This is a genomic window from Actinoplanes sp. TBRC 11911, from assembly GCF_012933445.1.
Classification (GTDB): domain Bacteria; phylum Actinomycetota; class Actinomycetes; order Mycobacteriales; family Micromonosporaceae; genus Actinoplanes.
In genome coordinates, this window is sequence record NZ_JABBNC010000012.1 from 213,324 (window position 1) to 227,657 (window position 14,334).

General features: G+C 68.5%; 12 protein-coding genes and 5 tRNA genes. 11 read left to right on the forward strand and 6 right to left on the reverse strand.

Annotation, left to right across the window (positions count from 1 at the left end; translation table 11 throughout):
• Positions 1–68 precede the first annotated feature (68 nt).
• The 6 genes from HH310_RS19255 (at position 69) to HH310_RS19280 (ending at position 1,166) form a co-directional block, all read left to right on the forward strand.
• Positions 69–305: a hypothetical protein gene (locus tag HH310_RS19255; RefSeq protein ID WP_169176789.1), complete on the forward strand. Its 237-nt coding sequence runs from the start codon at positions 69–71 to the stop codon at positions 303–305.
• 312 nt (positions 306–617) lie between these two features.
• Positions 618–690, forward strand: a tRNA-Trp gene (locus tag HH310_RS19260).
• Between the two features lie 146 nt (positions 691–836).
• A tRNA-Ala gene (locus tag HH310_RS19265) sits at positions 837–909 on the forward strand.
• A gap of 32 nt (positions 910–941) precedes the next feature.
• Positions 942–1,014 (forward strand) — tRNA-Met (locus tag HH310_RS19270).
• A gap of 1 nt (position 1,015) precedes the next feature.
• Positions 1,016–1,089 (forward strand) — tRNA-Arg (locus tag HH310_RS19275).
• A gap of 2 nt (positions 1,090–1,091) precedes the next feature.
• Positions 1,092–1,166, forward strand: a tRNA-Met gene (locus tag HH310_RS19280).
• Between the two features lie 205 nt (positions 1,167–1,371).
• Here HH310_RS19280 and HH310_RS19285 read toward each other — a convergent pair.
• The 3 genes from HH310_RS19285 to HH310_RS19295 form a co-directional block, all read right to left on the reverse strand.
• Positions 1,372–1,773: a hypothetical protein gene (locus HH310_RS19285; protein ID WP_169176948.1), complete on the reverse strand. Its 402-nt coding sequence runs from the start codon at positions 1,771–1,773 to the stop codon at positions 1,372–1,374.
• Positions 1,770–2,399, reverse strand: coding sequence for a winged helix-turn-helix domain-containing protein (locus HH310_RS19290; RefSeq protein ID WP_169176949.1), 630 nt, complete (start codon positions 2,397–2,399; stop codon positions 1,770–1,772). The genes HH310_RS19285 and HH310_RS19290 overlap by 4 nt, the downstream gene beginning before the upstream one ends.
• 79 nt (positions 2,400–2,478) lie before the next feature.
• Positions 2,479–4,068, reverse strand: a complete 1,590-nt coding sequence (locus HH310_RS19295; protein ID WP_169176950.1) for an AMP-binding protein — start codon at positions 4,066–4,068, stop codon at positions 2,479–2,481.
• A 61-nt stretch (positions 4,069–4,129) separates the two neighbouring features.
• Between HH310_RS19295 and HH310_RS19300 the strand changes: the two genes are divergently transcribed.
• From HH310_RS19300 to HH310_RS19310, 3 genes are read left to right on the forward strand one after another with little or no spacing between them, the layout of a single operon-like run.
• A complete protein-coding gene (locus tag HH310_RS19300; RefSeq protein ID WP_169176951.1) occupies positions 4,130–4,951 on the forward strand; it encodes a LuxR C-terminal-related transcriptional regulator in 822 nt (273 codons plus the stop codon).
• Between the two features lie 2 nt (positions 4,952–4,953).
• Complete coding sequence (locus HH310_RS19305; protein WP_169176990.1) at positions 4,954–5,964, forward strand: zinc-binding dehydrogenase; 1,011 nt, start codon at positions 4,954–4,956, stop codon at positions 5,962–5,964.
• 4 nt (positions 5,965–5,968) lie between these two features.
• Positions 5,969–7,600 carry a GMC oxidoreductase gene (locus tag HH310_RS19310; RefSeq protein ID WP_169176952.1) on the forward strand — a complete coding sequence of 544 codons (1,632 nt, stop codon included), beginning with the start codon at positions 5,969–5,971 and terminating at the stop codon, positions 7,598–7,600.
• A 62-nt stretch (positions 7,601–7,662) separates the two neighbouring features.
• On the opposite strand, the gene HH310_RS19315 is transcribed toward HH310_RS19310, so the two are convergent.
• Positions 7,663–8,784: a GH12 family glycosyl hydrolase domain-containing protein gene (locus HH310_RS19315; RefSeq protein ID WP_169176953.1), complete on the reverse strand. Its 1,122-nt coding sequence runs from the start codon at positions 8,782–8,784 to the stop codon at positions 7,663–7,665.
• A 260-nt stretch (positions 8,785–9,044) separates the two neighbouring features.
• Here HH310_RS19315 and HH310_RS19320 point away from each other — a divergent pair, with 260 nt between their 5' ends.
• A complete protein-coding gene (locus tag HH310_RS19320; protein WP_169176954.1) occupies positions 9,045–9,386 on the forward strand; it encodes an Lsr2 family protein in 342 nt (113 codons plus the stop codon).
• Positions 9,387–9,561: 175 nt separating this feature from the next.
• On the opposite strand, the gene HH310_RS19325 is transcribed toward HH310_RS19320, so the two are convergent.
• Together HH310_RS19325 and HH310_RS19330 are read right to left on the reverse strand one after the other, a co-directional pair.
• Entirely contained in the window at positions 9,562–10,443 is an 882-nt protein-coding gene (locus HH310_RS19325; RefSeq protein ID WP_169176955.1) for an HAD family acid phosphatase, read from the reverse strand.
• Between the two features lie 45 nt (positions 10,444–10,488).
• Positions 10,489–13,425 (reverse strand): EAL domain-containing protein, encoded by a 2,937-nt coding sequence (locus HH310_RS19330; RefSeq protein ID WP_248294143.1) that lies wholly within the window; start codon positions 13,423–13,425, stop codon positions 10,489–10,491.
• Positions 13,426–13,544: 119 nt separating this feature from the next.
• Between HH310_RS19330 and HH310_RS19335 the strand changes: the two genes are divergently transcribed.
• Positions 13,545–14,180 (forward strand): methyltransferase, encoded by a 636-nt coding sequence (locus tag HH310_RS19335; protein WP_169176957.1) that lies wholly within the window; start codon positions 13,545–13,547, stop codon positions 14,178–14,180.
• Positions 14,181–14,334 lie beyond the last annotated feature (154 nt).

Sequence of the window (14,334 nt, forward strand, 5' to 3'; positions counted from 1 at the left end):
TCCTTCTTACGATGAGTGACGTTTAGGTTGCGCTGCACAGTGTGATCAGGCGTAGTACTGTCCGTTTCATGGGCGAACGTCGATCTCATGTCGCCTCGGCGTCCACTGTGGATGTCAGCGCCGACCCGCCCTCGATCCACTACGACGACGAGGAACTCCCGGCCCGCGCATTGACCGGTCGCGTCGCCCTCCAGAACGCCCGCAAGACCGACCCGATCCCACTGCACCGAGGCGCGGCCAAGGCCCTGGACGACCTCGGGGCGCCGAGGTTGACAGTCCCGCGCACTTTCCGAACCACTCCATAATCGAATTCGGAGCGAACGCCGCGATAAAAGGATTGTCATCGGGGCGGGTGGCCGCTAATGTTTGACGCGTCCGCAGGGAGAGCGCGCGAAAGGGGATCGAGATGATGTGGCAGGCCGCCGGTCTGGTCGACCTCGCCGCACGTGCTGCGACGATCGATGGCCCCGCCATGCGACGAGCGATGCAGTGGCGTTCCCCGGGAGTGAGCTGGCGAAACGGCTGATGCCGTAACGGTTTCCGCCGCCGCCCTCCCGCTCGGGGATGGGCGGCTTCTTCGTCTTCCGGCCGTTTCGTGCGAGCGCCGGGAGAGGCTCACGGGCGTAGCTCAATTGGCAGAGCAACGGCCTCCAAAACCGTGTGTTGCGGGTTCGATTCCTGCCGCCCGTGCGTATTCGAAAGCGTATTCCTGATTGCAGTAAATAGTGGACGAGAGGCGGCGGCATCGCGGGCCGGCTCATGAGGGCTCGCCGGCCGGGATTACTTGCGCTACCCGGCCAACGCGGCAGCCGTCGCCTCTCGTCCGGAACACCAGAGGGCTCGTAGCTCATTGGGTAGAGCACCCGTCTTGCAAACGGGAGGCGGCCGGTTCGAACCCGGCCGGGTCCACGGCGCGCCCACGGCGCGCCAGCCGCGCCGACGTCGTCGTAGCTCAGCGGAAGAGCGCCGCCCTCATAAGGCGGAGGCCGGATGGTTCGACACCACCCGACGACACGCCCCTGTGGCACAGCAGGAAAGCGCACCGGATTGCGAATCCGGAGGTCGGGAGTTCAAGTCTCCCCGGGGGCACTAGCAGGGCAGAGCAGTTCGGAGTGCTCGCGGGCCTCATAAGCCCGAGATCGCGGGTTCAAATCCCGCCCCTGCCACGAAAGCACGGAACGGGACGGCCGCCACCGACGCGGCCGCCCCCTGGGCCGTCAATGGAAAGCCAGGCGCGCGCAGCGGTCCCGGACGCCGGACCCTAGCAGCAACCGTCCGGCGTGCACGCGAACGCCCACCCGACCGACCCGATCCCGCAGCACCGAGGCGCGGCCAAGGCCCTGGATGATTGGGGGGCGCCGAAGTTGCGCACTAACGACGTCGCGGTGTGAACACCGGCATTTGCGGTACGACCTGGGCGGCGGCGTCGACGATCCGCTCTGCGGCGGGCAAGTCTCTCTCGACATCGTCGGGGTGCACTGCGCCTTCGGAGGCTTGATAGTCGCCCGCGCCGCGGACACGGCGCAGACGTCGGTAGGGACGCAGGATCGGCCCGGCGGGTGGCAGCACAGCGGTCAGTGCCTTTCGCGCTGCGGCGTAGAGCGCATCGTAGGCGATTTCCGGGTCGACCTCGGCCAGGTTGCGCGCGGTCTGGAGGTGGAGCCGGGCTTTGTCGATCAGGTAGGCCGCCTCGTCGGGATTGGCGGGTACCTGCTCAAGGTAGCCCTTGTCGATGAGGCTCTGAATCTCGTCGGCACCTTTCTGCCAGCTCAAGGTGTGTCACTCCGGGTCTCGGTCGGCTGCGCCTCGGGCGTTTCCACGGGTGGGGCGATCAGGGTGACCAATGGGCGCTGCCTCACTTCGGTAAGGAATGGACCGTCGCTTGCCTGCCATCGTGCCGTGCTGGAGAACTGAGGGTTAACCTCGCGTTCGAGGCGGTCCTGTGCGCGCTCGGCGGCGTCGTAGGCCTCGTCGCGGTCGACGTTGCCGACGATGAGGACGTCGATGTCGCCCGGTTCCGGGCCTTCCTGGCCGTTGTACCGAGCTGCCCAGGAGCCGTAGATCAGGAGTCCTTCGAGGCCGCTCAAGTCGCTGAACTCCTGCGTGATGACTTCCCGTGGACCGAACGCGACCAGCACCAGATCGCGCAGCGGCCGGTACGCGGGGCTTGCGCTGTTGGGGCTCAGCATCCTCGAGCGTCCGATGCGACGCTCTGTCAGTAGACCGGCTTTGAGGAGGCGTTCCACTTCACGGTGGACTGTGGCGTAGGGGGCGTTCAACCTCGAAGCCAGGTCGGACACCGAGTGCCGGCCGGGGGAAAGCATGACCGAGGTCAGGATCTCCGCTTGGACCTGGCTGCGGAAGATGGCCATGAGAGGCGGGGCGGTAGCTTTGGCCATCTCTGCTCCCCCCACGCGCGCAGGTTATCCAATATCTTGATGATGATATCAGCTTATCGGATATAAAGGGGTAGTCGTATCAGGAGTCGGACTTGAGGAGGCCGACCGCCTGTTCGCGCATCTCTACCTTGCGGACCTTGCCGGTCACCGTCATCGGGAAGCCGTCGACCAGGTGGACGTAGCGCGGGATCTTGTAGTGGCTCAGGCGGCCCCTGCAGAACTCGCGGATGGCCTCGGCGGTCAGCGGGGCGACGCCCGGGCGCAGGACGATCCAGGCCATCAGCTCCTCGCCGTACCTGTCGTCGGGGACGCCGATCACCTGGACGTCGGCGATGTCCGGGTGCGTGTAGAGGAACTCCTCGACCTCGCGGGGGTAGATGTTCTCGCCGCCCCGGATGACCAGGTCCTTGATGCGGCCGACGATGTTCACGTAGCCGTCCGGATCCATCGTGGCCAGGTCGCCGGTGTGCATCCAGCGGGCCGCGTCGATCGCCTCGGAGGTCGCGGCGGGCTGGTCCCAGTAGCCGAGCATGACCGAATAGCCGCGGGTGCAGAGTTCGCCGGCCTCGCCTCGGGGCGCCGGTCGGCCGGTCGCGGGGTCGATGACCTTGGACTCCAGGTGCGGCATCACGCGGCCGACTGTCTCGGTGCGGCGGCTCAGGGTGTCGTCGGGGCGGGTCATCGTGGAGACCGGGGACGTCTCGGTCATGCCGTAGCAGATGGCCACCTCGGTCATGTTCATCTCGGCGACGACCCGTTTCATCACCTCGACGGGGCAGGGCGAGCCGGCCATGATGCCGGTGCGCAAGGAGGACAGGTCGTACGTGCTGAAGTCCGGCAGGCCCAGTTCGGCGATGAACATGGTGGGTACGCCGTACAGGGAAGTGATCCTCTCGGCCTGGACCGCGGCGAGCGTGGCGGCGGGGTCGAAGCCGCGGGACGGCAGCACGATGCAGGCGCCGTGCGAGGTGGCGCCGAGATTGCCCATCACCATGCCGAAGCAGTGGTAGAGCGGCACCGGCAGGCACACCCGGTCCTCGGCGGTGTAGCCGATGAGTTCGCCGACGAAGTAGCCGTTGTTCAGGATGTTGTGGTGCGAGAGGGTGGCGCCCTTGGGGAAGCCGGTGGTCCCGGACGTGTACTGGATGTTGATCGGGTCGTCAAACGCCAATGTCGCCGCACGTGCCGAAATTTCGGTCATGTCGCCGGAGACGAATAAATCGGAAAAGGAGTCGAGGTATACGACCTTCTCGAAGCCGATCGACGACACCATCGCCCGGTAGTCGGACGTCTTGAACGACACGGCGCTGATCAGCAACGACAAACCGGACTGGCGCACCACATAGTCGAGCTCATGCGTCCGGTACGCCGGATTGATGTTGACCAGGATGGCGCCGATCTTGGCGGTCGCGTACTGGGTCAGCACCCACTCCGCGCAGTTCGGGGCCCAGATGCCGACCCGGTCGCCCTTCGCGATGCCGCGGGCCAGCAACCCGCGCGCCAGCCGGTTCACGTCTTCGTCGAATGACGCGTAGGTCCATCGCCGGCCGGCCGCCACGTCGACCAGGGCCTCCCGGTCGCCGAAGCGAGCCACCGCGCGGTCCAGGTTCGCCCCGATGGTCTCGCCGAGAAGGGGCTGGTCAGACGTGCCCGACGCGTAGGACAACATTTCCGCACTATGAACCCGTCCGGCCCGGCACACCACCCCCGTTCGGGGGCATGCTGTGAGCATGCCGGAATCGTTGGACCTCTCCGTCGCGCTCGGGCGCGTCCGCCGGATCACCGGGCTGCCGGTCGCCTTCGGGGGCCGGGTCGGGGGCAACGGCCGGCACCTACGGCTCACCGACTTCGCCGGGACGGCCACGCTCGCGCTGCACGGGCTCGTGGTCAGCGCCGGCAACGGGCTCGGCGGCAGCGTCGTGGCCACCGCCATGCCGAACAAGGTCGAGGATTACCCGGCCGACCCGCGGATCAGCCACGAGTATGACGCTCCGGTCTGCGCCGAGGGCCTGCGGGCGATCGCCGCCGTTCCGGTGACCGCGGACAGTAACGTGCTCGGCGTCCTCTACGCGGGCACGCGCGAGCCGCTCGCCGTGGGCGTTCGGGCGGTGGATGCCATGCGGCACGTGGCGCAGACGGTCGGCAACGAGATCGCGGTGCGGCGTCAGGTCGAGTGGCGGGTCGCCGAGATCGAGGCGGCCGCGGCGTCCAGGCGTACGCAGGCAAGGGAATGGGAAGAGGTGCGCCTGGCCCACGCCGACCTGCGCACGCTCGCCGCCGAGACCACCGACCCGGTGCTGCGGGAGCGGCTGCAGCGGATCGCCGACCGGCTGACCGGTGGCGAGACGCCGGGCACGAACCCGCTGTCGCCGCGCGAACGGGACGTGCTGGCCATGGTGGCGGTCGGCTGCGGCAACGCCGAGGCGGCCCGGCGGCTGGGCCTGCTGCCGGAGACGGTGAAGAGCTACCTGCGCAGCGCGATGCGCAAGCTGGGCACGCACGGACGCATCGAGACCGTGGTCACCGCGCGCCGTCTAGGCTTCCTGCCGTGAACATGCTTCGGGTGATCGTCTCGGCGGACGGTGTCGCGGTCCGGGATGCGGAGGTGCCCCGGCCCGGCGCCGGCGAGGTGCAGGTCCGCACGGTGGTGGCCGGTGTCTGCGGCTCGGACGCGCACGCCTTACAGGGGCGGCATCCGTTCATCACGCTGCCCTACGCGCCCGGTCACGAGGTCGCCGGCGTGGTCACCGAGATCGGCGCCGGCGTCACCAACGTGGCGGTCGGCGACCGGGTCACCATGGAACCGTTCCTGCCGTGCTGGGAGTGCAAGCAGTGCCTCGCCGGGCGGCAGAACGTGTGCGAGCGGCTGGGTTTCTTCGGCTGCGGGCACGATCAGGGCGCGATGGCCGAGTTCTTCACCGTCGACCAGCGGCGGCTGCACGGCATCCCGGATCAGCTGGACTGGACGCAGGCCGCGTTCATCGAGCCGCTGTCCACGCCGGTGCACGCGATCCGGCTGGCCGGCGGGGTGGCGGGCAAGACGGTGGCGATCCTCGGGGCGGGCACGATCGGGCTGCTCACGCTGCGGGCCGCTCGGGCGTACGGGGCGAAACGGGTTGTGATGACCGCGCGCTCGGAGCTGAATCGGGCCCGGGCGCTCAAGTTCGGGCCGGACGCGGTGGTCGACGCGAACGCGGAGGATGCCGTTCTCCTCGAGGCGCTCGGCGAGAGCGCGGACGTGGTGTTCGACTGCGTGGCCGAGCAGAGCACGATGGATCAGGCGCTGGCGCTGGCCAACAAGGCCGGGACGGTGGTCGTGGTGGGGGTGCCGCCGGAGCCGGTGACCGTGCCGCTGCCGATGATCCAGGACAGCCAGCTCAGCATCCGGGGCAGCGCCACCTATCTGCCGGAGGACTTCGCCGACGCGATGCGGCTGCTCACCGACGGATCGGTGGTGGTCGACGAGATGGTCACCTCGCTGCGTCCGCTGGCCGAGGCCGCCGGCGCGTTCGACGACGCGTGCTCGGGAGCACACATCAAAGTTCTTCTGGATCTGCGTCAATAGGATCATGACCGACTACGACATCGTGATCGTGGGCAGCGGCTTCGGCGGCAGCGTCAGCGCCCTGCGCCTCACCGAGAAGGGCTACCGGGTCGGCGTGCTCGAGGCCGGCCGGCGCTTCACGCCGGAGACGATGCCGAAAACCTCCTGGGACCTGCGCAACTTCCTCTGGGCGCCCAAGGTCGGCCTGCGCGGCATGCAGCGCATCACGCTGCTCAAGGACATCATCGTGCTGTCGGCGGCCGGGGTGGGTGGCGGTTCCCTGGTGTACGCCAACACCCTGTACCGCCCGCCCGCCAGTTTCTTCGACGACCCGCGCTGGTCGGGCATCACCGACTGGCAGTCCGAGCTGGGACCGTACTACGACCAGGCCTCGCGCATGCTCGGGGTGACGGTGCAGCCGACCATGACACCGTCCGATGTGGTGGTCCGGCAGGTCGCCGAGGACATGGGCGTGGGTGACACCTTCCGCCGTACGCCTGTGGGAGTCTTCTTCGGGCCGCCGGGTGAGACGGTGCCCGACCCGTACTTCGGCGGTGCCGGGCCGGCGCGCACCGGTTGCACCCAATGCGGCGACTGCATGATCGGGTGCCGGGTCGGCGCGAAGAACCGTCTCGACCTCAACTACCTCCACCTGGCCGAGCGGGCCGGCGCCGCGGTGCACCCCTCGACCGAGGTGACCGCGTTGCGCCCGGTCGCCTCCGGCTGGCTGATCGAGACGACCAAGGGCGTCTTCACCGCGCGCGACGTCATCCTGGCCGCGGGCGCGCTCGGCACCCAGCGGCTGCTGCACGACATGCGCGACACCGGCGTACTCCCCCGGTTGTCGCCGCGCCTCGGCTTCTGGACCAGGACCAACTCGGAGGCGCTGGTCGGTGCGCAGACGAGCGCGGTGCCCGACCCGCCGTACTCGCGGGGCGTGGCGATCACCTCGTCGTTCCACCCGGATGCCCGGACCCACATCGAGCCTGTTCGATACGGTCCGGGCAGCAACGCGATGGGCCTTCTCACCACGCTTCTGGTGGACGGCGGCGGGCGGCTGCCCCGGCCGGTGAAATTCCTCGGACAGGCAATTCGTCATCCGTACGTGTTGTTGCGGTCGCTCTCCGTCCGGAAGTGGAGCGAACGGACCATCATTGCCCTGGTGATGCAGACCGTCGACAATTCCTTGACGGTCCGCCGGACCAAACGCGGCCGATTGACGACAAACCCGGGAGACGGCGAGTCGAACCCCCGGTGGATTCCGGTTGCCCATGAGGTGGTGCGCCGGATCGCGGAACGGATCGGCGGATACCCGGGCGGGAGTATCGGTGACGTCTTCAACATTCCGGCGACCGCGCACATTCTCGGCGGAGCCACCATCGGTGATTCAGAACGCAACGGTGTCGTCGACGCGTATCACCGGGTATTCGGGTACGCCGGATTGCATGTGATCGACGGGTCGGCCGTTCCGGCGAATCTCGGGGTGAACCCGGCGCTGACCATCGCGGCGCTCGCGGAACGGGCCGTCGCGTTGTGGCCGAACAAGGACGAATCGGATGAGCGGCCGCCGATCGGGGCCGAATATCGCCGGATGGAACCGGTCGCGCCGCGCAATCCGGCCGTTCCGATGCACGCGGCGGCGGCGTTGCGTTTCTGAATCATTTCGGGCTGGACGAACCGCCCCGGCGCCGGAGCATCGGCGACGGGGCGGCTCGGGTCTCAGGCGACGGCGATGGCGGCGGCGATGGCGGCGGCGCAGGTGGAGCCGTTGAGCGTGAAGCCCGCCGGCCGGGCGAAGCTCCCGCCGTAGGTGCCCTGGAAACCGAACGACGTGCTGCCGCCGGCCGGGATGCTGCCGTTCCAGGCGATGTTGCGAGCGGTCACCGCGCCGCCGGTGCCGCTCAGCGTGGCGTTCCACGAGCTGGTGATGGCCTGGCCGGACGGCAGCGTGAAGCCCAGCGCCCAGCCGTTGATCGCCGCGGTACCGGTGTTGGCGACCGTGACGTTCGCGGTGAAGCCGCCGCCCCAGACGTTGGTCCCGTAGGTGACCCGGCAGGCCACCGTCTGGCTCGGCGGGGGCGTGGTGGTGCCGCCGCCCCCATTGACCGCCGCGGCGAAGCTGGTCACCGCCAGGCCGGTGCCGCCGATCCACGGCTCGAACCCGGCCTGGATGCTGGTCAGATACCACGAACTGGTGATCGCGCCGCGGTTCTTCACGTCGTTGATGAAGTCCAGCACGCTGAAGCTCCAGCTCGCGATCGGGCTGGGCGCCACGTACGAGACGACCGCGTTGGTGCCGTTGCCGCCGCGCCAGACCTCCCAGGTCCGGCCGCCGATGGTGGCGTTGCCGACGACCGAGCCGATCGGCTGGATCGAGCCCTGCCGGTTGAACCAGATCATGATTTCCTGCTGGTTGACCCCGTCGGTCCGAGGCGCCGGGTCCAGCCAGATGTCGTACGCGGCGTCGTAGGTCGCGCCGGACACGAAGCTGTAGCCGATGCTGCTCGTGGCGCTGGCGATGTCGCTGACCCGGATCGGCAGATTGGTGCCGGGCGAGCAGTTCGCGTAGTGGCATCCGAGATAGACGGCCGGGTAACTCACCGGGGCGCCGCTGGTGTTGCCGGTGCCCTGCTGGCTGGTGATGGAAAAGCCGGTGCCGGTGACGTTGATGCACTGCTGGGCGGAGGTGCCCCAGCGGTTGTTCATCACCACGTAGCGTCCGCCGATCGTGGTGGTGCCGTATTGCTCGCAAATCTGGGTGTCGGCTTGTGCCGGCACGGCCACTACCAATGCCGTGAGCACCGTGAACAGGGCTGCGACCGCGCTGATTAGACGTCTCATTGCGACTCCTCAGGGAGGGGGATACCCGCGGGGACGGGTGGGTGGGAGCGCTCCCAAGTCACGCTACAGCACATTCACGAGCATGAAAAGTGTCGGTTGCCGGGGGCCGGCCGAGGCGCCCGCGAACCCTTGCCGAACTGCAACAGAATTGCGACACGAGGAAGGGGCAATTTGCGCTGGCCAGGAAAGGGAGACAGAATGCAACAGTATCGACATTGTCGTCGTCCCTTGAATGACATCGCTGTAGGAGCGGGCACACCATGGCCAAGCAGGTAATAACCCTTCTGACCGACGACCTCGACGGCGGAGAGGCCGACCGTACCGTCGAGTTCGGACTCGACGGTGTGAACTACACGATCGACCTCTCGGAGAAGAACGCCGGCAAGTTGCGCAAGGCGCTCGACCCGTTCCTGAACGCGGCGACCCGCGTCGGCCGCACCACGGTCGGCTCGGTCCGTCGCAGCGCTCCCGCGAGCACCGGCCGCGCGAGCCGCGACCAGAATCAGGCTATTCGCGAGTGGGCGAACAAGAACGGTTACGAGGTCTCCGAGCGCGGGCGTATCCCGAGCCACATCGTGGAGGCGTACCACAGCAAGCGATAGATGGATCAGTAAGTGCGAAATATGCGGCGTCGCCATCCAGGCGGCGCCGTTTTGGCGTTCCCCAGGCGGCCGCGGCTCGCATCAAAGGCCGCGCGGGAACCCGCAACGCCCCCACACCCCTAAACGGCGGCCGGCGCCCACCCGCAGCGGGACGAGCGCCGACCAGCGCACGAGCTCAGGGCAGGAAGTAGGTCGGGTTCGGCAGCTTGAAGGTCTTGTCGGCGAAGCCGCCCTTCAGGTCGCTGTACTGGTCGCCGAAGTTGGCCACGATGTCGTAGCCGAGCGACTCGATGTGCTTCCGCACGGCCGTCTTGTAGTCGATGGTCGTGCACGCGCCGTTCGGGTCGTCGGCGCACGCCTGCTTCAGGTACGCCGGGTAGTCGGCCTGGGCTGGCTTGGTGAAGAGGCCGTCCTCGCCGCCCTTGGCGGTCGTCGGCTTCGGGAAGCCGGCGTCGACGCCCTTGCCGTCGGCGGTCAGGTTGCCGAGCGTGTCCGCCTGCTGGGTGGCCGGACGCCCGGTCAGGTAGAAGATCGCGTAGCCCTCGCGCTCGGCGGCCTTGGCCATGCTCACCATGCCGGGCGTCGCCGGGAACACCTGGCCGGTCACGGCCGCCGCGTTCGTCGTCGGGTTGAACGCGAAGTTGCTCTGGATCTCGTAGATGTAGTTCGTCAGCACGGTGTCGTCGACGTCGAGGACGATCGCCTTGGTCGCCTTGCCCTTGGGGTGGGCGGTCGCCAGGTAGCGCGTGCCGTCGGCCGCGACCGACTTCGCCTCCTTGGCGTAGTTGCTGGTGTCCGAGAACGTCCCGGTGCTCAGCGGGTCGCCGTAGTAGTTCTTGATCTGCTGGCGAATGATATCGATGTTGGTGAAGTCCTTCTCGGAGCGCGGCGTGCTGGTCTGGATGGCCGGCTTCGCGGTCGAGGTGGGTGTCGGGGCCGGCTTGGCCGCCGCGTCGTTGGTCGTGGCCGCGTAACCGACTCCGGCGCTCGCGAAGGCCGCAACCGCGGCCGCCGCGACGACACCCACGGCTAGGCCGCGACTCCGAGTGATTTTCATGGACACAGTGCTCTCCTAGAACTGGTTGCCATTGCTCGGCAGTCACTATGCAACCAATGGATGAGTTCCGCTCATCGTGCCCAGCGCCTCGGTGCCGTCCACCGGGCTCGAAAACAGGTATCCCTGACCCAGTGGACAGTCCATCCGGGCCAGCAACTCGCGATGCCGCTCGGTCTCGATACCCTCCGCAATCACCACGAGGTCCAGTGACTTCGCAAGTTGGAGAATGCCGGCGATCGATTCAGTCTGCCGTGGATCGTCCACCATGTCGTCGATGAACGCTTTATCGATCTTCACCACATCGATCGGCCGGTGACCGAGATAACCGAGTGATGAATATCCCGTCCCGAGGTCGTCGATCGCCACCCGGACACCCTGTGCACGCAGGACGGACAGGTCGGGCCACACGGGCGAATTGTCGTCTGCCAGCACGTTTTCGGCCAGTTCCAGCATCAGGGCTTGGGGCGGCACACCGGCGTACGAAAGCAATTGAAGAATTTGATCTGCGAAGCCCGGGTCGCGGAACTGTCGTGGGGAGACGTTCACGCTGACGTAAATCTCTCGTTCCCGTGGCATAATGCGGCGCCACTGGGCCACGGTGTGTAGTGCCTGCTCGATCACCCACCGTCCCATCGGCACGATCAGCCCGCTCTCCTCGGCCACTTCGAGGAACTCGTCCGGCGCGACCACCCCGCGCACCGGGTGATGCCAGCGCACCAACGCCTCGAACCCGGCCGTCTCGTCGGTCGCCAGGTCCACGATCGGCTGATAAAAGAGCAAAAACTGTCCCTCGTGTACGGCGTGGTCCAGAGCCGACCGCAGCTCGAGCCGTTCCACCATGGCGTCGTGCAGGCGCTTCTCGTAGCGGCGCCACTGGTTCTTCCCGGCGCCCTTGGCCACGTACAGGGCGAGGTCGGCTTGGCGCAGCAGCTCGTCCGCCGAGCCGGCCTCGGGTGTGGTGGTGATGCCGATGCTCGCCACGGCACGCAGCGTGGTGCCGTCCTCGGTGACGATCGGTGGCGCGAACTCCCGCAGAATGCGCTGCGCGGTCTCCTCCACCGCCCCCGCGTCGTGGACGTTCTCCACCAGCGCCGCGAACTCGTCGCCGCCGAGCCGGGCCGCGGTGTCGTCGGCACGCAGCGCGCCCGCGAGCCGGTGCGCCACCGAGATGAGCAGCTGATCGCCGGCCGCGTGCCCGTACGTGTCGTTGACGATCTTGAAGTCGTCCAGGTCGATGAAGAGCACACCGACGATCGAGCCGTCCCGGGCGGCGCGGGCCAGCGCGTGCCGCAGCCGGTCGTGGAACAGCACCCGGTTCGGCAGCCCGGTCATCGCGTCGTGGAAGGCCTGGTGGGTGAGCTCGCGCTCGAGACGGCGCCGTTCGGTGACGTCGCGCAACGTGATGACGGTGCCGGCGACGGTCGGGTCGTGGCGCAGGTCGCGGCTGTCGGTCTCCAGCAGCACCCCGGTTCGCAGCGCGCGGACGTCGTCGTTCCCGGCCGACTCGATGAGCTGCGCCAGCCGCATCCCGGTCGGGTCCTGGCCGAAGGTCGCGGTGGCGGACGGGCTGGCGTACCGGATGCCGTGCTCGTCGTCGACGATGAGGATGACGTCGGCGGTGTTCTGGATCAGCGTCCGGAAGTAGTTCTCGCTGTTGCGCCGGATCACCTCTTGGCTCAGGCCGATCCGTTCCAGCGCGAGCGCCACCTGCCCGGCCAGCGCCTCGACCGAGCGCCGCAGGCCGGGCAGCGCGTCCGAGGGGGCGGCCACGTGCAGGACGCCGACGAGCGGGTCGCCGGTCGGGCGGTCGGTCAGCACCAGCGGGCAGCGCAGCGTCGTGGGGAACTGGTTGAGGCGTACCGAGACGGCCCAGTCCACCTCCCGGGTGGCTACCAGGCGCGCCGTCGTGCCCGAGCGCCGGTCCTGGATCGCCTGCTGGGCGGCCTCCGGGCCAAGCGGCCCGTCCTGCGCGATGGTGACGGCCAGAACGACGCCGTGCGGGGTGTCCTCCGGCAGCAGGTGCGTGACGGCGGTGCGCACGGCGGCGTTGACCGCGTCGGTGTCGGCGGCGGAGACCAGTTCGGCTGAGGCCTGGCGGAGGGCGCGCTCGCGGGCCAGGGCCAGGCGGTGGCTCGCCATGATGCCCGCCATTCGGCCCAGGACCAGCAGGAACGTGAGGGCGCTGAGGAGGGCGACCACCGTCAGATCGGGGAGTTCGCCGTCGATGAACATCCGGGTGAGGAGTACGGCCGGGGCGACCATGCTGGCCACGCCGAGGAGGGCGAGTCTGGCCGGGGTGAGCTCGTCGCTGGGTGGGGGGCCGGGGCGGGTGAGCTCGACCATCGACGGGTGGATCGCGGCAAGGCCGGCGGCGGTGTAGAGGGCGAAGCGGCCCAGGTCGGCGACAATCTCGACATTTCCGGCGAATGCCGAAATTTCATAGCCAAGGTCGGCGATGAGCATGAGGACGAGCCCGAACCCCAGCAGGTTACCCGCCGTAACCGTCCGTCCGGTGCTCAGCAGCAGCCGCGTGAGCACCCCCAAACACAGTAAGTCACCAAGCGGAAAGAGAATCACCCGCAGCGACCCGTCATACAGATGCGGCCCGAGCAGGAAACTCCAGACGAGCAGGGCGACCCCGGAGGTCAGCGTGAGCGCGTCGAACTGGGCCGCCCGGTCCTTGGCCGTGTGCCGCCGGATGAACACCAGCAGCACCGCCGCGAGCGCCGGGTAGGCCGCCACCAGCAACACGGTCCCCAGCGGGCGCAGCAGTTCCGGATAGCTCCCCGGCGCCGCGTAGGCGGTCCCGCCCAGCGCGGACAGCCCGACCGCGGCCACCAGCATCCGCCAGGACACCCGGTCCGAGGGCCGGTGGCGGCGCATCGCCACGACCACCGCCAGTGCCGCGGAGCCGCCGGCGAGCAGCCGCAATTCGGTCCGGGCGCCCGGTTCCAGCACGAACGTGGCCGCCAGCAGTGCCATCCACCCAAGAAAGAGGGCGGAGGCCACCCGAGCCGGCATGCGTGCTCCCCTTCCCGGTCGCGTCGCCCTCACATCGGCCCGTCCGTGGCCCAACTGAGCGAAACCGGCACAATCAGGAGGTGCTCCTGGAGTTCATCCGCACCCACACGATCCCGCGCCCGGTACCCTTCGTCCCTGAAATCAGGCTTTATCAGGCCGAAGAGCCAATTGCCCTCTGGGAGAAAACGGAGTCCGAAAGCGCGACCCAACAGCCGCCCCCGTTCTGGGCGTTCGCCTGGGCGGGAGGCCAGGCCCTGGCCCGCCACATCCTGGACAACCCGACGCTGGTCGCGGACCGCCCGGCCCTGGACCTGGCGACCGGCTCGGGCCTGGTAGCGGTGGCGGCGGCAAAGGCGGGCGCACACCCGGTAACCGCAAACGACATAGACCCTCTGTCACTGGCGGCAGCAACGGTGAACGCCGAGCTGAACAACGTCCGCGTACGCACCATCGAGGCCGACATGCTGTCAGCCGACCCGCCCGAGCCGGTAGTTTTGGCGGGCGACGTCTTCTACAGCCGCGAGATGGCGGCCCGGGTCCTGCCGTTCCTGCGCCGGGCAGCGGGCCGGGGCGCGCTGGTCCTGGTCGGCGACCCGGGCCGCGCCTACCTCCCCACCGACCGCATGATCCGCCAGACGACGTACGAGGTCCCGGTAGAAATCACCCTGGAAAGCGTCCCAACCAGGCCCACCACGATCTGGCAGGTCCTCCCCTGACCCATCCCGTACGAGGCAGCGTCCGGTCCCCGCCCAGCGGGTCCGGCTCCCTGCCTGCTCCAGGCCGTCCGCCGTGTTCCGGCCGTCCTGCCACCCAGCCGGTTTTCTCTCCGCCCGTGGCTCGCTCACGGTTGGTCGGTTGGACTTTCCTACT

Bases quoted from the DNA above. Each gene is read 5' to 3' on its own strand.
- HH310_RS19255 (WP_169176789.1), top strand. From the start codon at position 69: ATGGGCGAACGTCGATCTCATGTCGCCTCGGCGTCCACTGTGGATGTC.
- HH310_RS19290 (WP_169176949.1), bottom strand. From the start codon at position 2,399: ATGGCCAAAGCTACCGCCCCGCCTCTCATGGCCATCTTCCGCAGCCAG.
- HH310_RS19295 (WP_169176950.1), bottom strand. From the start codon at position 4,068: ATGTTGTCCTACGCGTCGGGCACGTCTGACCAGCCCCTTCTCGGCGAG.
- HH310_RS19300 (WP_169176951.1), top strand. From the start codon at position 4,130: ATGCCGGAATCGTTGGACCTCTCCGTCGCGCTCGGGCGCGTCCGCCGG.
- HH310_RS19305 (WP_169176990.1), top strand. From the start codon at position 4,954: ATGCTTCGGGTGATCGTCTCGGCGGACGGTGTCGCGGTCCGGGATGCG.
- HH310_RS19310 (WP_169176952.1), top strand. From the start codon at position 5,969: ATGACCGACTACGACATCGTGATCGTGGGCAGCGGCTTCGGCGGCAGC.
- HH310_RS19315 (WP_169176953.1), bottom strand. From the start codon at position 8,784: ATGAGACGTCTAATCAGCGCGGTCGCAGCCCTGTTCACGGTGCTCACG.
- HH310_RS19320 (WP_169176954.1), top strand. From the start codon at position 9,045: ATGGCCAAGCAGGTAATAACCCTTCTGACCGACGACCTCGACGGCGGA.
- HH310_RS19325 (WP_169176955.1), bottom strand. From the start codon at position 10,443: ATGAAAATCACTCGGAGTCGCGGCCTAGCCGTGGGTGTCGTCGCGGCG.
- HH310_RS19330 (WP_248294143.1), bottom strand. From the start codon at position 13,425: ATGGCACTGCTGGCGGCCACGTTCGTGCTGGAACCGGGCGCCCGGACC.